This is a genomic window from Pseudomonas sp. BIGb0176 (genome assembly GCF_024810175.1).
GTDB lineage: Bacteria > Pseudomonadota > Gammaproteobacteria > Pseudomonadales > Pseudomonadaceae > Aquipseudomonas > Aquipseudomonas protegens.
Window position 1 is genome coordinate 417,132 of the sequence record NZ_JANUEC010000002.1, and the last position, 18,349, is coordinate 435,480.

Annotated in this window: 20 protein-coding genes; 7 read left to right on the forward strand and 13 right to left on the reverse strand. The window is 65.3% G+C overall.

What is annotated here, in order from left to right; genetic code table 11:
• Positions 1 to 98: 98 nt before the first annotated feature.
• The 6 genes from M2395_RS12745 to M2395_RS12770 all read left to right on the forward strand — a co-directional run bounded on the left by M2395_RS12745 (position 99) and on the right by M2395_RS12770 (position 6,791).
• Positions 99 to 992 carry a 2-hydroxy-3-oxopropionate reductase gene (locus M2395_RS12745; protein ID WP_053149787.1) on the forward strand — a complete coding sequence of 298 codons (894 nt, stop codon included), beginning with the start codon at positions 99 to 101 and terminating at the stop codon, positions 990 to 992.
• Between the two features lie 153 nt (positions 993 to 1,145).
• On the forward strand, positions 1,146 to 2,426 hold the full coding sequence (locus M2395_RS12750) for a glycerate kinase (protein ID WP_011060032.1): 1,281 nt from the start codon (positions 1,146 to 1,148) through the stop codon (positions 2,424 to 2,426).
• Entirely contained in the window at positions 2,416 to 3,831 is a 1,416-nt protein-coding gene (pyk, locus tag M2395_RS12755) for a pyruvate kinase (RefSeq protein WP_011060031.1), read from the forward strand. The genes M2395_RS12750 and pyk overlap by 11 nt, the downstream gene beginning before the upstream one ends.
• A 101-nt stretch (positions 3,832 to 3,932) precedes the next feature.
• Positions 3,933 to 4,853: an urea transporter gene (locus tag M2395_RS12760; protein WP_015634656.1), complete on the forward strand. Its 921-nt coding sequence runs from the start codon at positions 3,933 to 3,935 to the stop codon at positions 4,851 to 4,853.
• Between the two features lie 21 nt (positions 4,854 to 4,874).
• Complete coding sequence (locus M2395_RS12765; RefSeq protein ID WP_015634655.1) at positions 4,875 to 5,699, forward strand: ion transporter; 825 nt, start codon at positions 4,875 to 4,877, stop codon at positions 5,697 to 5,699.
• Positions 5,700 to 5,789: 90 nt separating this feature from the next.
• Positions 5,790 to 6,791 (forward strand): sulfate ABC transporter substrate-binding protein, encoded by a 1,002-nt coding sequence (locus M2395_RS12770; RefSeq protein ID WP_015634654.1) that lies wholly within the window; start codon positions 5,790 to 5,792, stop codon positions 6,789 to 6,791.
• A 65-nt stretch (positions 6,792 to 6,856) separates the two neighbouring features.
• Here M2395_RS12770 and M2395_RS12775 read toward each other — a convergent pair whose 3' ends face one another.
• Complete coding sequence (locus tag M2395_RS12775; RefSeq protein ID WP_015634653.1) at positions 6,857 to 7,306, reverse strand: RidA family protein; 450 nt, start codon at positions 7,304 to 7,306, stop codon at positions 6,857 to 6,859.
• Between the two features lie 134 nt (positions 7,307 to 7,440).
• Positions 7,441 to 8,070, reverse strand: coding sequence for a hypothetical protein (locus M2395_RS12780; RefSeq protein ID WP_123430245.1), 630 nt, complete (start codon positions 8,068 to 8,070; stop codon positions 7,441 to 7,443).
• A 245-nt stretch (positions 8,071 to 8,315) separates the two neighbouring features.
• On the opposite strand from M2395_RS12780, the gene M2395_RS12785 reads away from it, so the two are divergent.
• The gene (locus M2395_RS12785) at positions 8,316 to 9,524 is read left to right on the forward strand and encodes an MFS transporter (RefSeq protein ID WP_041116710.1); all 1,209 of its coding nucleotides are present in this window, start codon (positions 8,316 to 8,318) and stop codon (positions 9,522 to 9,524) included.
• A gap of 70 nt (positions 9,525 to 9,594) precedes the next feature.
• On the opposite strand, the gene M2395_RS12790 is transcribed toward M2395_RS12785, so the two are convergent.
• From M2395_RS12790 to ccmA, 11 genes are all read right to left on the reverse strand, one after another.
• Positions 9,595 to 10,737: a hypothetical protein gene (locus tag M2395_RS12790; RefSeq protein WP_123430244.1), complete on the reverse strand. Its 1,143-nt coding sequence runs from the start codon at positions 10,735 to 10,737 to the stop codon at positions 9,595 to 9,597.
• Between the two features lie 118 nt (positions 10,738 to 10,855).
• Positions 10,856 to 11,257: a hypothetical protein gene (locus tag M2395_RS12795; protein ID WP_123430243.1), complete on the reverse strand. Its 402-nt coding sequence runs from the start codon at positions 11,255 to 11,257 to the stop codon at positions 10,856 to 10,858.
• Between the two features lie 14 nt (positions 11,258 to 11,271).
• Positions 11,272 to 12,483, reverse strand: coding sequence for a c-type cytochrome biogenesis protein CcmI (ccmI, locus tag M2395_RS12800; protein ID WP_123430242.1), 1,212 nt, complete (start codon positions 12,481 to 12,483; stop codon positions 11,272 to 11,274).
• The gene (locus M2395_RS12805) at positions 12,480 to 12,950 is read right to left on the reverse strand and encodes a cytochrome c-type biogenesis protein (RefSeq protein WP_011060022.1); all 471 of its coding nucleotides are present in this window, start codon (positions 12,948 to 12,950) and stop codon (positions 12,480 to 12,482) included. Before M2395_RS12805 ends, ccmI begins: the two co-directional genes overlap by 4 nt.
• Positions 12,947 to 13,483, reverse strand: coding sequence for a DsbE family thiol:disulfide interchange protein (locus M2395_RS12810; protein ID WP_011060021.1), 537 nt, complete (start codon positions 13,481 to 13,483; stop codon positions 12,947 to 12,949). Before M2395_RS12810 ends, M2395_RS12805 begins: the two co-directional genes overlap by 4 nt.
• On the reverse strand, positions 13,480 to 15,468 hold the full coding sequence (locus M2395_RS12815; RefSeq protein ID WP_011060020.1) for a heme lyase CcmF/NrfE family subunit: 1,989 nt from the start codon (positions 15,466 to 15,468) through the stop codon (positions 13,480 to 13,482). Before M2395_RS12815 ends, M2395_RS12810 begins: the two co-directional genes overlap by 4 nt.
• Positions 15,469 to 15,471: 3 nt before the next feature.
• Complete coding sequence (ccmE, locus tag M2395_RS12820) at positions 15,472 to 15,927, reverse strand: cytochrome c maturation protein CcmE (protein ID WP_011060019.1); 456 nt, start codon at positions 15,925 to 15,927, stop codon at positions 15,472 to 15,474.
• Positions 15,924 to 16,100 (reverse strand): heme exporter protein CcmD, encoded by a 177-nt coding sequence (ccmD, locus tag M2395_RS12825; RefSeq protein WP_011060018.1) that lies wholly within the window; start codon positions 16,098 to 16,100, stop codon positions 15,924 to 15,926. Before ccmD ends, ccmE begins: the two co-directional genes overlap by 4 nt.
• Positions 16,097 to 16,852: a heme ABC transporter permease gene (locus M2395_RS12830; protein ID WP_072444213.1), complete on the reverse strand. Its 756-nt coding sequence runs from the start codon at positions 16,850 to 16,852 to the stop codon at positions 16,097 to 16,099. The genes ccmD and M2395_RS12830 overlap by 4 nt, the downstream gene beginning before the upstream one ends.
• Before the next feature lie 90 nt (positions 16,853 to 16,942).
• Complete coding sequence (gene ccmB / locus M2395_RS12835) at positions 16,943 to 17,611, reverse strand: heme exporter protein CcmB (protein WP_011060016.1); 669 nt, start codon at positions 17,609 to 17,611, stop codon at positions 16,943 to 16,945.
• Complete coding sequence (gene ccmA / locus M2395_RS12840; RefSeq protein WP_011060015.1) at positions 17,608 to 18,243, reverse strand: cytochrome c biogenesis heme-transporting ATPase CcmA; 636 nt, start codon at positions 18,241 to 18,243, stop codon at positions 17,608 to 17,610. The genes ccmB and ccmA overlap by 4 nt, the downstream gene beginning before the upstream one ends.
• Positions 18,244 to 18,349: the final 106 nt, after the last annotated feature.

Below are 18,349 nucleotides of genomic sequence, written 5' to 3' on the forward strand. Positions count from 1 at the left end.
CCTGCGTAGGAGCCGGCTTGCCGGCGAAGAGGCCCGCAAGACCGCCTTCGCTGGCCAGCCAGCGCCCACAAGGTCCCGTTGAATAGAGGATTTTTATCATGGCTAAAATCGGATTTATCGGCACCGGCATCATGGGCCACCCAATGGCCGCCAACCTGCAGAAGGCCGGTCACAGCCTGCTGCTCTCGGAACACTACGGCAAGGCTCCGGCCGACCTGATCGCCGCCGGCGCCATCGCCCTGGCCTCGCCCCGGGACGTCGCCCAGGAAGCCGAGTTCGTCATCATCATGGTCCCCGATACTCCCCAGGTCGAAGACGTGCTGCTGCGCGCCGACGGCGTGGCCGCCGGGATCGGCAAGGGCAAGATCGTCATCGACATGAGCTCGATCTCGCCCACCGCTACCAAGGCCTTCGCCGCCAAGATCAACGAAACCGGCGCCCAGTACCTGGACGCCCCGGTGTCCGGCGGTGAAGTCGGGGCCAAGGCCGCCACCCTGAGCATCATGGTCGGTGGCGACAGCCAGGCCTTCGCACGTGCCCTGCCGCTGTTCCAGAGCATGGGCAAGAACATCACCCTGGTGGGTGGCAACGGTGACGGCCAGACTGCCAAGGTGGCCAACCAGATCATCGTCGCCCTGAACATCCAGGCCGTGGCCGAAGCCCTGCTGTTCGCCTCGAAGAACGGCGCCGACCCGGCCAAGGTGCGTGAAGCACTGATGGGTGGCTTCGCTTCCTCGAAGATCCTCGAAGTGCACGGCGAGCGGATGATCAAGGGCACCTTCGACCCGGGCTTCCGCATCAACCTGCACCAGAAGGACCTGAACCTGGCCCTGAGCGGTGCCCGCGAGCTGGGCATCAACCTGCCCAACACCGCCAACACCCAGCAAGTGTTCAGCACCTGCACCGCCATCGGTGGCGCCAACTGGGACCACTCCGCCCTGATCAAGGGCCTGGAACACATGGCCAACTTCTCGATCCGCGAGAAGAAATAAGCAGCATCCGTAGCCGCTGCCGCAGGCTGCGCCAAGGTTCGCAGGAAACGCCTCACGGCGGGCCAGGGACAGGCCCTGCTGACCTTGCCGCCGCCTGAGGTGGCGGCTACACCCGTTTCAAGCCCCCCATAACAAGAAATCCGGGAGCCCGCCATGTCGGTCGATCCGCAAAAATTCCTCCGTGAGCTGTTCGCCACAGCCATCGACGCCGCCCACCCGCAACAGGTTCTGCAAGCCCATCTCCCCAGCGACCGCAGCGGCCGCGTCATCGTCATCGGCGCCGGCAAGGCCGCCGCGGCCATGGCCCAGGTGGTCGAGCGCAGCTGGCAGGGCGAAGTCTCCGGGCTGGTGGTCACCCGCTACGGCCACGGCGCCCCCTGCACCAAGATCGAAGTGGTCGAAGCCGCCCACCCGGTACCCGACGCCGCCGGCCTGGCCGTGGCCAAGCGCGTGCTGGAACTGGTCAGCAACCTGTCGGAACAGGATCGGGTGATCTTCCTGCTGTCCGGTGGCGGTTCGGCGCTGCTGGCCCTGCCAGCCGCCGGCATCACCCTGGCGGACAAGCAGGCCATCAACAAGGCCCTGCTCAAATCCGGCGCCACCATCGGCGAGATGAACTGCGTGCGCAAGCACCTCTCGGCGATCAAGGGTGGACGCCTGGCCAAGGCCTGCTGGCCGGCCACGGTCTACACCTATGCGATTTCCGATGTACCCGGCGACCTGGCCACGGTCATCGCCTCCGGCCCCACCGTGGCCGACCCCAGCACCTCGGCCGAGGCCCTGGCGATTCTCAAGCGCTATGGCATCGACGTACCGGCCGCGGTCCGCAGTTGGCTGCAGAGCCCCGAGTCGGAAACCGTCAAGCCCGGTGACCCGTGCCTGGCGCGCAGCCACTTCCAGCTGATCGCCCGGCCCCAGCAGTCCCTTGAGGCGGCGGCCGTGAAGGCTCGCCAGGCCGGCTTCAGCCCACTGATCCTCGGCGACCTGGAGGGCGAATCCCGGGAGGTGGCCAAGGTCCACGCCGGCATCGCCCGCCAGGTCGCCCTGCACGGCCAGCCCCTGGCGGCGCCCTGCGTGATCCTCTCCGGCGGTGAAACCACGGTCACCGTGCGCGGCAATGGCCGTGGCGGACGCAACGCGGAGTTCCTCCTGAGCCTCACCGACAGCCTCAAGGGCTACCCGGGCATCTATGCCCTGGCCGGCGACACTGACGGCATCGACGGTTCCGAGGACAATGCCGGGGCCATCATGACCCCGGACAGCTACGCCCGCGCCGCGGCCCTGGGCCTGAGCGCCAGCGACGAGCTGGACAACAACAACGGCTATGGCTACTTCGCGGCGCTGGGGGACCTGATCGTCACCGAGCCGACCCGCACCAACGTCAACGACTTCCGCGCCATCCTGATTCTCGAGAACCCCAAACATGACGCCTGACAAGAAGGTCAAAATCCTCGCCACCCTGGGCCCGGCCATCGACGGCATCGAGGACATCCGTGAGCTGGTACAAGCCGGGGTGAACATCTTCCGGCTCAACTTCAGCCACGGCGCCCATGCCGACCACGCCCAGCGCTACGAGTGGATCCGCCAGGTAGAGCGCGAACTGAACTACCCCCTGGGCATCCTCATGGACCTGCAAGGGCCGAAGCTGCGGGTCGGCACCTTCGCCGAGGGCAAGGTGCAACTGGTGCGCGGCCAGGCCCTGCGCCTGGACCTCGACGCGACCCCGGGCAACGCCCAGCGGGTCAGCCTGCCGCACCCGGAGATCATCGCCGCCCTGGAGCCGGGCATGGACCTGCTGCTGGACGACGGCAAGCTGCGCCTGCGGGTGATCGCCAAGCAGGCCGATGCCATCGAGACCACCGTGCTCAATGGCGGTGAGCTGTCGGACCGCAAGGGGGTCAACGTGCCCCAGGCGGTGCTCGACCTCAGCCCGCTGACGGCCAAGGACCGTCGCGACCTGAGCTTCGGCCTGGAACTGGGGGTGGACTGGGTGGCCCTGTCCTTCGTGCAGCGCCCGGAAGACATCCGTGAAGCCCGTGCGCTGATCGGCGACAAGGCCTACCTGATGGCCAAGATCGAGAAGCCTTCGGCCGTCACCCAACTGCGGGAAATCGCCGAGCTGAGCGACGCGATCATGGTGGCCAGGGGCGACCTGGGGGTGGAAGTGCCCGCAGAAAGCGTGCCGCAGATCCAGAAAAACATCATCAGCACCTGCCGCCAGCTGGGCAAGCCGGTGGTGGTGGCCACCCAAATGCTCGAATCCATGCGCTTCTCCCCTGCGCCGACCCGGGCCGAGGTCACCGACGTCGCCAACGCTGTGGCCGAGGGTGCGGACGCCGTGATGCTGTCGGCGGAAACCGCTTCCGGCGAATACCCGCTGGAGGCCGTGCAGATGATGAGCAAGATCATCCGCCAGGTGGAAACCGGCCCGGACTACCAGGCCCAGCTGGACGTCAGCCGGCCCCAGGCCGAGGCCACGGTCTCGGACGCCATCAGCTGCGCGATCCGCCGGGTGTGCAGCATCCTGCCGGTGGCGGTGCTGGTGAACTACAGCGAATCCGGCAGTTCGACCCTGCGCGCCGCCCGCGAGCGGCCTTCGGTGCCGATCCTCAACCTGACGCCGAACCTTGCCACTGCTCGCCGCCTGACAGTGGCCTGGGGCGTGCATTCGGTGGTCAACGACCGGCTGCGCCAGGTCGACGAGGTGTGTGCCACGGCCCTGGAAATCGCCCAGGCCCAGGGCCTGGCCAAGCGCGGCGACACCGTGGTGATCACCACCGGTGTGCCGTTCGGCCAGCCGGGCACTACCAATTCGTTGCGCGTCGAAACCCTTCTCTGACCCGCAGCCCATGGCGCCGCTGACCGGCCAGAGCCTCCCGCAGAGGAGGCCTGGGCGGTCGGCGCAACCCTCGCCCAGGGGCCGCCCCACTGATTTGCATCATGCCTTCACAGTCTTTCAATGCCTTCTGCCCCGACTGGGCCACTGCCCTGCTTAACGGCTTCAGTCAGATCTTTCTCCAGCGCCATCCGCTGTGCGGCCTGCTGTGCCTGCTGGCGATCCTGGTCAGTGCCCCGGCACTGCTCGGCGCTGCCCTGCTGGGTGCTCTGGCCGGGCTGCTGACCGCGCAACGCCGGGGGTACGCCAAGGCCGACCGCCAGGCCGGGCTGTTCAGCTACAACGGCGTATTGCTGGGCCTGCTGCTGGGCCTGTACCTGCCCTGGTCGGTATTGCTGCCGCCGCTGATCATCGCCGCCGGCGGCCTCAGCGCGATCATTACCCAGCAATGGCTCAAACGTGCCCGCAACCCCGCCAGCCTGCCGGCCTACACAGCACCCTTCGTCGGCCTCGGCTGGCTGCTGCTGAGCCTGATCGAGCCGCTGCCCGCGGCCACCCAGGGCGTGCCCGGGCTGTCCCTGGCGAACCTGCTGGGTGGGCTGTTCCAGGGCCTGGGGCAGATCATGTTCCTCGGCCAGCCCCTGGCCGGCCTGCTGATTCTGCTCGGCCTGCTGCTGGCCAGCCGCCGCGCGGCAGCCTGGGCCCTGTTCGGCTCCGCCTGCGGCCTGCTCTTTGCCCTGCTGCAGCAAGAGCATGCCCAGGCCCTGCAGGGCCTGGGCGGCTACAACTGCGCCCTGGTCGCCCTGGCCCTGGGCCAGCAGGCCCGGCACCCCTGGCGGCCGCTGCTGGGGATGCTGCTGGCACTGCTGATCAGCCCGGGGCTGGTCGCCCTGGGTCTTGCGCCCCTGACCGCACCCTTTGTCCTGGCCTGCTGGCTGGTGCACACCGTCGACCGGGTGCTGGGCCGCAACGTGCGGGGCGACGCGCCTTGCGCTCCCCCGGCAAATCCCCCTAGGCTTCGCTGACTTTCGATTCAGGCGATTTCCATGGGCAACAGCGACAACTGGCGGCAGCGCCTCTACGTAATGATCTTCCAGACCGATACGGTGGCGGGGAGGCGCTTTGACAGCACCCTGCTGCTGATCATCCTCGCCAGCCTGGTGATCGTGATCCTCGACAGCATCGACGAGGTCCATCGCAACTACGCCAACGTCCTGGCCTACATCGAATGGGGTTTCACCCTGATCTTCGCCATCGAGTACGGGCTGCGCCTGTACTGCTCCCCCCGGCCGCTGCGCTATGCCTTCAGCTTCTATGGCCTGGTGGACCTGCTGGCGATCGTTCCGGGGATCCTCGCCCTGTATTACAGCGACGCCCAATACCTGCTGATCATCCGCATCATCCGCATGCTGCGGATCTTTCGCGTGCTCAAGCTGGCGCCCTACCTCAAGCAGGCCCACTACCTGCTGGACGCCCTGCGCGGCAGCAAGCAGAAGATCCTGGTGTTCCTGCTCAGCGTCTGCACCCTGGTCACGGTGTTCGGCACCCTGATGTACGTGGTCGAAGGCCCGGAGCACGGTTTCACCAGCATTCCCAAGGGCATCTACTGGGCCATCGTCACCCTGACCACCGTGGGCTACGGCGACATCGTGCCCAAGACCGTGATCGGCCAGGTGATCTCGTCCATGGTGATGATCACCGGTTACTCGATCATCGCCGTGCCCACCGGGATCTTCACCGCGGAACTGGCCAGCGCCATGCGCGGCGAGCAGCTCAAGCACGACTGCCCGGTGTGCCGCAAGAACACCCACGAACCCGCCGCGGCCTTCTGTTCCCGCTGCGGCAATGCGCTATTCAGGAAACTGGAATAAGCAAAGTACTTTTTAATCTTTAAAGAGATATAGCGCCCCGGCTATAGTCGGCGGCAAATTGCCTTCACTCTCGAACAAAAGGAATGTGCAGTGAAAAAACTCTTCAGCGCCTCGCTACTGGCCGCCAGCCTGGCCCTGGGCAGCGTCGCCCAGGCCGCACCGACCCTGCTCAACGTTTCCTACGACGTGATGCGCGACTTCTACAAGGACTACAACGCCGCCTTCCAGAAACACTGGAAAGCCGAGCACAACGAGAACATCACCCTGCAGATGTCCTTCGGCGGCTCCAGCAAACAGGCGCGCTCGGTAATCGACGGCCTGCCGGCGGATGTCATCACCATGAACATGGCCACCGACATCAACGCCCTGGCGGACAACGGCAAGCTGGTGCCGGACAACTGGGTGACCCGCCTGCCGAACAACAGCGCGCCGTTCACCTCGGCCACCGTGTTCATCGTGCGCAAGGGCAACCCCAAGGCCCTGAAGGACTGGCCGGACCTGCTCAAGGACGGCGTACAGGTGATAGTGCCCAACCCCAAGACCTCGGGTAACGGCCGCTACACCTACCTCTCGGCCTGGGGCTACGTACTGAAGAACGGCGGCGATGAGAACAAGGCCAAGGACTTCGTCGGCAAGCTGTTCAAGCAGGCGCCGGTGCTCGACACCGGTGGCCGCGCCGCCACCACCACCTTCATGACCAACCAGATCGGCGACGTGCTGGTGACCTTCGAGAACGAGGCGGAGATGATCGCCCGCGAATTCGGTCGCGACCAGTTCGAGGTGATCTACCCGAGCGTGTCCGCCGAAGCCGAGCCGCCGGTATCGGTGGTGGACAAGGTGGTAGAGAAGAAAGGCACCCGCGCCGCCGCCGAGGAGTACCTCAAGTACCTGTGGTCGCCGGAAGGCCAGGAAATCGCCGCCAACAACTACCTGCGCCCACGGGACCCGAAAGTGCTGGCCAAGTACACCGATCGCTTCCCGAAAGTCGACTTCCTCTCGGTGGAGAAGACCTTCGGCGACTGGCGCAGCGTGCAGAAGACCCACTTCAACGACGGCGGGATCTTCGACCAGATCTACACCAACGCCAAGTGACCCCTAACGGGTGAATGAAAAAAGCGACCTCCGGGGTCGCTTTTTTTATGCCCCAGGCATGGCGCTCAGAGGGCTCGCGCCGGAGTGAACAGCGCCGCTTCGGCGGCCTGATGGCGCTCCTCCAGCACCGCCTCCGCCTCGACTTCGATCAGCCACTCCGGCAGCGACAGCCCGCTGACGATGATCCACGAAGACGCCGGCGGCTGGCTGGCAAAGCGTTCGAGCAAGACTGCGCTGATGTGCTCCTGCTGGTTGCGGGCCGCTTCGGCGATGTAGATCCGCAGCATCACCACATCCGCCAGCCGGCCACCCGCCTCGGCCAGGACCCGGGCGATATTATCGAAGGCCTGCTCGGTCTGCTCCCGCAGGCCCGGGCCCACGGTGCGCTCCTGCTCATCCACACCCACCTGGCCGGAAAGCAGCAGGCGCCGCCCACCGCGCACCTCCACCGCCTGGCTGAAACCGTATTGCAGGGAATTGAACACACTGGCTGGGTTGAACGTCGACTTTTCCATAAGGCACTCCCGGCGCATTGAACGACCGGAAACCGTAAACCAAGCCTTTGCCGACTTCCACTGCAACCCGCGCGCAGCAACATTTGGCAATGCAAGCCCCCACCCGCCTGGTGGCAAACCCGTGCAGCAGCGGCCTACATCGGCGGCGCGACCCCATCCTTGCCGGCGGAGATCGACTGCGCGGTGAGTTTGCCGTCATCGCTCTGGGTAACGAACATCACCACCTTGACCCCGACCTTGAGCAGGCTGCGGTCGCCGGGAGTCAGGTTGACGATGGGCACATCGTCCGGCACCAGGATCTTCTGCTGGCCGCCCTTGTAGTTGACGGTCAGGGTGCGGCCGTTGCTCACCACCAGGTCGCCAACGCTGCCGTTGGTCATGCTGCTGCCCTTGGCCAGGTCGAAAGGCCGGTGGCCATCACCCGTACCGGCCAACTTCGGTGGAAACACATGCACTTCCAGCGCCTTGAGGGTGCCGTCGGCCATGGGCATGGCTGCCGAGCCGATATAGCTGCCGGGCTTGATGTCCTCGATATTGGCCAGGGTCACGGCACGCACCTGGGTCTGGGGCGTCAGCTCGACGCTGACATTCTCCCCACTGTTGACGTGCACCCGCACCACGTCGCCGCCGACCCCGGTGATTTCCCCGCGTACGCCAATGCGCATGCCCGGCGCATCCTGGGCCAGGGCCGTGGTGCTGCCCAGCAGGAACGCCAGGGCCAGGCATTGAAGGTTGCACAACAAACCAGGCAAAGACCGATTCATGGAACGGATTCCTCAAGGCAATGGGTGCACAGAGCCCGTCAGTCGACTGCAAGGCCCCGGGGGAGCATGAGCATGCTATCGAACAGGATGTAAGTAAATGTATCATCGCCCCTCGACAGCGACACGCCCCGGTACTCAACGGGCCTTCATCATTCGATCGCTGACCTTTGCCACCCGGCCCGCTCCATCGCTTTGCCACGGGGTCTTGCCGACCTCGCTCCTTGCGCTTGCCCCAGAGATCGCCAATGAATTCCACGACCCAGGCTCTGCCCACCGGCAGCGCGACAATGACCCGAGGCATGGTGCTGCTGTTCGCCTTCTGCTGCGGGGCCATAGTCGCCAACATCTACTACGCACAACCGATCATCGAGCTGATTGCCCCGGATCTCGGCCTGTCCAGCGCCCTGGCCAGCCTGATCGTGTCGCTGACCCAGATCGGCTACGCCCTGGGCCTGTTCTTCCTGGTGCCCCTGGGCGATTTGCTGGAAAACCGCCGGCTGATGATCTGCACCACCCTGGTGGCGATTGCCAGCCTGCTGGGCGCGGCCTTTATCCAGCAGCCCAATGCCTTTCTCCTGGTGTCGCTGTTGATCGGCTTCAGTTCGGTGTCGGTGCAGATCCTGATTCCCCTGGCCGCGCACCTGGCCCCCGAGGAAACCCGGGGCCGGGTGGTGGGCGGGATCATGGGCGGCCTGCTGCTGGGGATTCTCCTGGCCCGGCCGGTATCCAGCGTGGTGGCCGACCACTTCGGCTGGCGGGCGATGTTCATCGCCGCGGCGCTGCTGATGGCGGCCATCAGCCTGGTGCTGATGCTCACTATTCCCAAGCGCCAGCCGGCCCACAGCGCCACCTATGGCCAACTGCTGCATTCCCTGGGCAACTTGCTGCGCCAGCAACCGGTACTGCGCCAGCGCGCCTTCTACCAGGGATGCCTGTTCGCCACCTTCAGCCTGTTCTGGACTGCCGCACCGCTGGAGCTGGCGCGCCAGCACGGCCTGAGCCAAAGCCAGATCGCGATCTTTGCCCTGGTGGGCGCCATCGGCGCCATCGCCGCGCCCATCAGCGGGCGCCTGGCAGATGCCGGCCATACCCGCATCGCCTCACTGCTGGCCATGCTGCTGGCGGCCCTGAGCTTCATCCCCAGCCTGGTGCATCCGGCCTACAGCGTGATCGGCATGGCCGTGACCGGGGTGGTCCTGGATTTCTGCGTGCAGATGAATATGGTGCTCGGCCAGCGCGCCGTGTACGCCCTCGACGCCCACAGCCGCAGCCGCCTGAATGCGCTGTACATGACCAGCATCTTCATCGGCGGGGCCTTTGGCTCCTCGATTGCCAGTGCGGTGTACGAGCATGGCGGCTGGCTGGGCATCGTGCTGGTGGGCAGCGCCTTCCCGCTGCTGGCCTTGATGCGTTTCCTGCTGGTGCGGGACAACCGCCGCCCGGCCCGGGCCTGAGGAAAAGGCGCGGCGCCCTTGCCCCTGCCCGGAGTTGCCCGGGCAGGCAAGCTGAACAGGAGCGAGCGCCTCAGATGCGTTCGCGCACCAGGACTTCGATATTGGCCGCCGCCCCCCAGAGCCGCAGGCGCCCGATCAGGCCGGCATCGGTTTCCCCCACCAGGTACAGAGTGTCGATGGTCTGGGTCGCGGCCCATTCGACGAACTCGCTGCTGTCGAAGTCGGCCAGGCTGGCCAATTGGAATTCACTTTCATAGAAGCCCGGGGTGACCGGGACCGGGGTGTCCTGGGGGCCGGGCGCGCCGATGAAGTCGCAGCCCAGGTGCACCACGCCCCAACGGGCGACCCGCCAATTGCCCAGGGCCTCATCCAGCCGAGCCCGGGCGCCACGGGCAAAACCCAGGCCATCGATGACCACACGGCGGTTGATGATCAGCCACAGCTTGCGCCGCCGTGGTGCCTTGAGCAGCACTTCGCCGGTGACCTTGGAGGCGCGCAATGCCAGGGCGATCACCAGCAGCAAGGGCACGAAGTAGCTGTAGAGCCTCTCGGTAGCGCTGACCGTTACCAACCCGTACAGGCGCCGCACCTCGGCCCGCTGCTGCTCCAGTTCCTTGAGGCTTTCACTCAAGCCCTGCAGCCACTGGCGGATGGGAGCCGCCGTGTATTCGCCGCGGATATCCCCCAGCGCCTGCTGCACCTTGGCCTCTGCCAAGGCCGAAAGGCGCCCGTCCGCGGTGCGCTCCAGCGCTGCAAAACGCTCGCACAGGCTGCTGACCTGGGCCGCATCCTGGGGCTCGTAGCGAGCGATGGCCGCCTTGCAGTGCTCCGCGCCCAGCATATCCTCGATCTCCGTGGCCACGCGCCGCTGCAGCCCGGCCTGGGCCTGCTGCGCCAATTGGTAGTCGGTCTGGAACCAGTCCACGCGCACCGCCTGGGTGGCGCTGATCAGGGCCAGGGACGCCAGCAGCAGCCAGGCGTAGTCCACGCGCTTCCAGCCGATCTCGCCCAAGCGAAAGACCGAAATCAGGCTCCAGCAGAAGAAGTAGTACATGAAGACGAATGCCAGCAGCAGGCACACCGGCTCCAGCGACAGGTAGATCAGCTCCGGCACCTCGGCCGGGCCAAAGCCATACACCAGCAACAGCACACAGATCAGCGCAAGCCAGAACACCATCGGCGTGAAATAGGGTTTGTTCAGGTCATTCTTCATCGGGCGCTCAACGGCTGATACTCGGGACACCCCGCTGTATCGGCCAGGCATCCCGAGGCTTAAATAATCCAGCCCGGGCGCAGGCTCTGGCCTGCGCCTCTGCGCTTATCGGACAGGGTTACTGGAACTGGTGACCAAGCCCGGCGGGCACACCATGGATATCGGTGTCTTCCCAGGGCCCGTCAGGGCTGATGGAGCGGCTCCAGCCATTGTTCCAGCGGTAGTAGGTGCGCTGGCGGTAGAAGGTGTTGCTCTGGTCATCCAGCACATAGACCCCCAACCGCGCATCCCAATGGCTGTGCCCGCCCGGTGGCGGCGCGAAGCTGGCGGAAGTGCGTGGCAGGGGCTTGGCGGCGGGGATCGGCGCGCTGGGCGTACCCGGCGCCGTGGACGGGGCCGGGCGTGTGCTCGGCCCTGTCGGCGGGATCGGCTCGGAGCTGGTGGGCACCGGTCGATGAACCGTACATGCGCTCAACCCCAGGACCAGTGATAACAGGGTGATACGAGCGATGGCGGTCATGGCGGCTTCTCTGATTATTGATCCGGGCTGTCGATGGTCAGCTGCTGGGCAGCGGTGGTGCTGCTGGCCAGAGGCTGGCTGCGCCCGACCCACTCGCCGGCCGTCGGCTGGCCGGCGCGTGACACGCGCGCAACCAGTTGGACTTCAGGGAAGTTCGACAGTTTCAACTGCGGCATCATCGCGTCGGCATCCGCCAGCTCGACCGTGGCCGGCAAGTCGGCCACGGTCAGGCGCTTGGCCGCCAGCGGCGCGGGTGGGCCCTGGGTGGCGCGAGCGAAGATGAACACGCTGTCGCCCGGCTGGACCTTGGCCTTGAGCTCGGCCGCCAGGTCGACCCTGACCTTGAGCACCGCGCCCTTGGCCTGAGCCTTGGTCGCAGGTTCGCTGGCAACCTTGCCGCCACTGGCCACCAGCTTCTCGCTGGCGCGGTCGATACCGCCCTGCAACGCGGCGCGGGAGTTGTCGTCCGGCGGCAGTTGCGCCTGCAGGCGCTTCCAGTAGTCGATGGCTTCCTGGAAACGCCCGCCTTCGAAGGCGGCGATCCCCAGCAGCCCGAGGCTGGTGACTTCATTGGGGTCGGCTTTCAGGGCTTCGTCGGTCAGGCCCTGGACCTTGTCCGACCATTGCTTGTTGTCGGCAAAGTACTGCGCCTGGGCCCATTGCCCCAGCAGCTCGGGCTGGCGCCCGGCCAGGGCCACGGTGCGTTCGAAGATCTTCGCCGCGTCCGCCGGCCGGTCCTGGGCCATGTAGGTACGGCCGAGGAAGTACAGGCCTTCGGCGGAATCCGGCTGGGCCGCTACCGCACGCTCCAGGCGCCGGGTCATTTCCTCCATGGACTGTGGCGCCTGGGCGAACTCCCGGGTCAGCTCGACCTTGTCGCTGGCACCAAAATGCAGGTACAGGCCCAGGCCCAGTACCGGCACCAGCAGCGCCGCCAGCAACGGCAGCGGCTTGCCCAGGCGCGAAGTGCGCACGTTAGCGCTGCCTTCGGTATCGGCCAGCAGTTCGCGCGCGGCTTCGGCACGGCCACTGTCCATCTGTTCGGCACTGAGCACGCCTTCCTGCTGCTGGCTGTGCAGTTCGGCCACGCGCTCTTCATAAAGCGCCACGTTCAGCGCGGTACGATCCTCTTCACGCTGAGCGCGACGCTCACGCAATACCGGGATCAACAGGAAACTCAGGGCAATCAGGAGCAGCAGGCCTGCCGCAAGCCAGAAATCAATCATGGGTGGTTTTTATCCAGCAGTTGGTCGAGGCGCTGACGCTCTTCGACGGAAAGCGTGTTCGGGCTGTCGCTGCGCTGCACGCGCCGACGCCGGACAATCACGACAATGATCACCAGCCCGCCCAGCAGCAACCCGGCGGGGCCGAACCAGAGCAAGGCAGTCTTGCCGGTCAGGGCCGGCCGGTAGCGCACGAAGTCACCGTAGCGATCGACCATGAAGTCGATGATCTGCTGGTTGTCCTTACCCTCGCCGAGCATGCGGAAAATCTCTTTGCGCAGGTCGGCAGCAATCGGCGCGTTGGAATCGGCGATGTCCTGGTTCTGGCACTTGGGGCAGCGCAGTTCCTTGGTCAGCTCGTGGAACCGTTCGCGATCGGTGTCGTTGGCGAACTGGTAGGTGTCGATGGCGGCATGGGCCATGCCGGCGATGCCCAGGCCCAGGATGGCGGCGGCTAACCAGCGCTTCATGGCTTGGCCTCGTCGACCAGGGCCTGGTACTTGGCGGCCAGTTGCTCGCGCCACACCACTTCGTCGATCACCCCGACGTACTTGTCGCGGATGATGCCCTTGGCGTCGATGAAAAAGGTTTCCGGAGCGCCGTAGACGCCCAGGTTCAGGCCCAGGGAGCCCTCCTCATCACGCACGTCCAGCAGGTAGGGATTGTGGAATTCGGCCAGCCACTTCAGGGCATCGGCGTTGACGTCCTTGTAGTTGATGCCGTAGATCACCACGCCCTTCTCGGCCAGCTTGTTCAGTACCGGGTGCTCGACCCGGCAGGAAATGCACCAGGTGCCCCAGACGTTGACCAGCGCCGGCTTGCCCAGCAGGTCGGCGCGGGTCAGGGTCTTGTCGCCCTGCACCGACGGCAGGGAGAACTCCGGGAACGGCTTGCCGATCATCGCCGACGGCAGTTCGGCCGGGTCCAGGTACAACCCGCGATAGAGGAACACCGCCACCACCAGGAACACCGCCAGGGGCAGCATCATCATCCAGCGTCTCATGCCGTAGCTCCTGTCATGCCCAGCGCTTCGCGCACGCGGCTTTTAACCTTGACCCGGTAGCGCCGGTCCAGGGCCGCCAGCAAGCCACCGAAACCGGTGAGCAGGCCGCCGAACCAGATCCAGCGCACGAACGGCTTGACGTGTACCCGTACCGCCCAGGCGCCATCGCCCAGGGGCTCGCCAAGGGCCACATACAGGTCGCGGGTGAAGCCGGCATCGATCCCGGCCTCGGTCATCATCGAACTCTGCACGGTATACAGGCGCTTCTCCGGATGCAGCACCGCCACTTCCTTGCCGTTGCGCACCACGCGGACGGTGCCCTTGTCGGAAGTGAAGTTCGGCCCTTCGAAGTGCTTGGCGCCTTCGAAGATGAAGTGATAGCCGGCCAGTTCCATGGATTCGCCCGGCGCCAGGCGCAGATCGCGCTCGGCGCTGTTCTGGCTCGACAACACCACGCCCAGGGCGCAGACCGCGATGCCCAGGTGCGCCAGCTGCATGCCCCAGTAGCTGCGGGTCAGGCTCGGCAGGCCCTTGATCAGGCCCTTGTGCCGGGTCTTGTCGACGATGTCGCGAGCCCCGGCCAGCAGCACCCAGGCCGCCAGCAGGAAGGTCGCCAGCACGGCCCAGTTGAAGTCGCCATAGGCGATGCCCGCAACCACGGCCAGGGCCACGCTGCCCAGCAGTACCGGGCCGAGCATGCCCACCAGCCATTTCACCGGGGTGTCTTTCCAGCGCACCAGCACGCCCACCGCCATCACCACCATCAGCAGGGCCATCAGCGGAATGAACAGCGCGTTGAAGTACGGCGGGCCCACCGACAGCTTGGCGCCGGTCAGGGCGTCCAGCACCAGCGGGTACAGGGTGCCGAGGAGAATCATCGAGGCCGCCACCACCAGCACCAGGTTGTTGCCCAGCAGCAGGGTTTCCCGCGACCAGAGGTTGAAGCCCACCTGGCTCTTGACCACCGGCGCGCGCAGGGCGAACAGGGTCAGCGAACCACCCACCACGAACAGCAGGAAAATCAGGATGAACACGCCGCGCTCAGGGTCGGAGGCGAAGGCATGCACCGAAGTCAGGACGCCGGAACGCACCAGGAAAGTCCCCAGCAGGCTCAGGGAAAAGGCGGCAATCGCCAGCAGCACGGTCCAGCTCTTGAACACCCCGCGCTTTTCGGTGACCGCCAGGGAGTGGATCAGCGCCGTGCCCACCAGCCAGGGCATGAACGAGGCGTTTTCCACCGGGTCCCAGAACCACCAGCCACCCCAGCCCAACTCGTAGTAGGCCCACCAGGAGCCCAAGGTGATGCCGATGCCGAGGAAAGCCCAGGCGACAATGGTCCAGGGCCGCGACCAGCGAGCCCAGGCGGCGTCCAGGCGGCCGCCGAGCAAAGCGGCGATGGCGAAGGCGAAGGCCACCGAAAAACCCACATAGCCCATGTAGAGCATCGGCGGGTGAACGATCAGGCCAATGTCCTGCAACAGCGGGTTGAGGTCGCGACCATCGGCCGGCACCTGGGGCAGGATCCGCGAAAACGGGTTGGAGGTCATGATCAGGAACAGCAGGAAGCCGGTGCTGATCATGCCCATCACCGCCAGCACCCGGGCCAGCATCACCTGGGGCAACTGGCGCGAGAATACCGACACGGCGAAGGTCCAGCCACCGAGGATCAGTGCCCAGAGCAGCAGCGAGCCTTCGTGAGCCCCCCACACCGCGCTGAACTTGTAGTACCAGGGCAAGGCGCTGTTGGAGTTGCTGGCGACATAGGCCACCGAGAAATCGTCGCTCATGAAAGCGTAGGTCAGGCAGCCGAAGGCGAACGCCAGGAAGGCGAACTGGCCCCAGGCAGCCGGCTGGGCCAGGCTCATCCACAGGCGATCACCGCGCCAGGCCCCCAGCAGCGGCACCACGGCCTGGACCAGGGCGAAGCACAGGGCGAGGATCATCGCCAGGTGACCGAGTTCGGGAACGAACAGTGCGGAACTCATGGCTTAACCCTCTTTCGCTGGTGTCGGTGCCGATTGGCCGCTGTCTTTCAGGGCCTTGGTGACTTCCGGCGGCATGTACTTCTCGTCGTGCTTGGCCAGCACCTCATCGGCCACCACCACGCCATCGGCGTTGAGCTTGCCCAGGGCAACGATGCCCTGCCCTTCGCGGAACAGGTCCGGAAGGATGCCGCGGTAGGTGATGGTCACCGACTTGTTGAAGTCGGTGACCACGAATTTCACGTCCAGGGAGTCGGCGGAACGCTGCAGGGAACCGGCCTGGACCATGCCGCCGGCGCGGATCCGCGTGTCCAGCGGTGCTTCGCCATTGGCGATCTGGGTCGGGGTGTAGAACAGGTTGATGTTTTCCTTCAGCGCGCTGAGGGCCAGGCCGACGGCAATGCCGACACCGACCAGAATCGCCAGGATGATCAAAAGACGCTTTTTACGCAGCGGATTCACTTACCGTTCTCCCGGCGCAGACGACGCGCCTCTTGTTGCAGATAGCGCTTGCGCGCCAGGATCGGCGCCACCAGCTCACGAGCCAGGACCACCAGGCAAATGCCATAGGCCGACCAGACGTAGAGGCCGTGATGGCCCATGGCGAGAAAATCGCTGAAGGATGCAAAGCTCATCGGGCGGCCTCCAGGCTGCGTTGGACTTCGGCCTTGACCCAACTGGTCCGGGCTTCACGCTTGAGCACCTCAAGGCGCATGCGCAGCAACAGCAGCACACCAAAGAAACAGTAGAAACCCAACGAGGTCAGCAGCAGCGGCAGCCACATTTCCACCGGCATGGCAGGCTTTTCGGTCAGGGTGAAGGTCGCGCCCTGGTGGAGGGTGTTCCACCATTCCACCGAGTATTTGATGATCGGGATATTCACCACCCCGACAATCGCCAGCACCGCACAGGCCTTGGCGGCGCTGTCACGATTGCTGATGGCGGCATTGAGCGCAATCAGACCTGCGTACAGAAACAGCAGGATCAGCATCGACGTTAGTCGGGCATCCCAGACCCACCAGGAACCCCAGGTCGGCTTGCCCCAGATAGCCCCGGTCACCAGGGCCAGGAAGGTGATCGAGTGCCCGATCGGCGCCGCGCATTGCAGGGCGACATCGGCCAGTTTCATTTTCCACACCAGCCCGACCACACCGCACACGGCCAGCATGACGTAGCAGGACTGGGCCAGCATCGCCATCGGCACATGGATGTAGATGATGCGGAAACTGTTGCCTTGCTGGTAATCCGGTGGCGCAAAGGCCAGGCCCCAGACCACGCCGAGGCCGATCAGCAACACGGCGGCAACACTCAGCCAGGGCAGCAGCTTGCCACTGATGCCGTAAAACCATTTAGGCGAGCCGAGCTTATGAAACCAAGTCCAGTTCATTCACTATTTCCATCACGGGTGCTTTTCGTGGTCGAAAAGCCTGGGTCTTTTCTCAGAAAGAAGTGATCAAAAAATGATCAGACCTCATTATTATTCGCCGACGCTGATCTTCAGGCCAGCCGCTATTGCAAAGGGTGTCAAGGTTACTGCCAGGGCGGTCAGGCTCCCAAGCCAGAGCAGGTAACCGGTTGCCGGCATGCCCTGCAATGCCGCCTGCAGGGCGCCACTGCCGAGAATCAGTACCGGGATGTACAACGGCAGGATCAGCAGCGCCAGCAGCAGGCCGCCACGCTTGAGCCCCACCGTCAATGCCGCGCCTACTGCGCCCAGCAGGCTGAGCACCGGGGTCCCCAGCAGCAGGGACATCAGCAGCACCGGCAGACAGGCGGCAGGCAGCCCCAGCATCACCGCCAGCAAGGGCGCGAGCAAGACCAGTGCCAACCCGGAAAACACCCAGTGTGCCAGTACCTTGGCCAGAACCAGAAGAGCCAGGGGGTGCGGCGAAAGGACCCACTGCTCCAGGGATCCATCCTCGAAATCACTGCGAAAAAGCCCGTCCAGCGAGAGCAGGACGGACAATAGGGCCGCTACCCAGACCAGCCCCGGAGACAAGGTTTGCAACAATTGTGTCTCAGGTCCCACGGCCAGGGGGAACAGTGCGACAACGATTGCGAAAAATACCAAGGGGTTGGCCAGTTCCGCCGGGCGCCGGCACAACAGGCGCGCTTCACGGGCCACCAACAGGGCAAACACACTCATGCAGCCCACCGTCCCAGGTCAATGTCACGGTAGCCAGAAGGCATGCGGGCCAGGCTGTGGTGGGTGGTCAGGACCACCATGCCGCCGCGCTCGCAATGGCCCGCCAGGTGTTCTTCGAGCTGGGCCACGCCCTGCTTGTCGAGGGCGGTGAAGGGTTCGTCGAGTATCCACAACGGCGGGCTGTCCAGGTACAGGCGCGCCAAGGCCACGCGGCGCTGCTGGCCGGCGGAAAGGGTATGGCAAGGCACATCCTCGAAACCGCGCAGGCCGACCGCCGCCAGGGCCTGCCAGATCGCCTCGCGCCGGGCAGGCTGGTGCAGGGCACAGAGCCAGCTGAGGTTCTCCTCGGGGCTCAACAGCTCCTTGATGCCGGCGGCATGGCCGATCCACAACAGGTTGCGGGCCAGTTCCGCGCGCTGGGCGTGCAATGGCTGGCCATTGAGCAGCACCTGGCCGCTGGTGGGCTGCATCAACCCGGCCAGCAGGCGCAGCAGGCTGGTCTTGCCGCTGCCGTTGGGGCCGCTGATCTGCACCATGTCGCCGCCCGTCAGACGCAACTCGAGGTGTTCAAATAGCATCCGCCAATCGCGCTCACAGGCGAGTGCTACGGCTTCGAGAAGAGGGCTGGTCAAGGGATAGCGGGCCTTTACAGGTTCAAGTCGGCAACGGAGCGGCCGTTAAAGAGATGCAGGATAAATGCATTGGCGGCCTGTTCTAGAGAGCTGCGTCAAACAATTG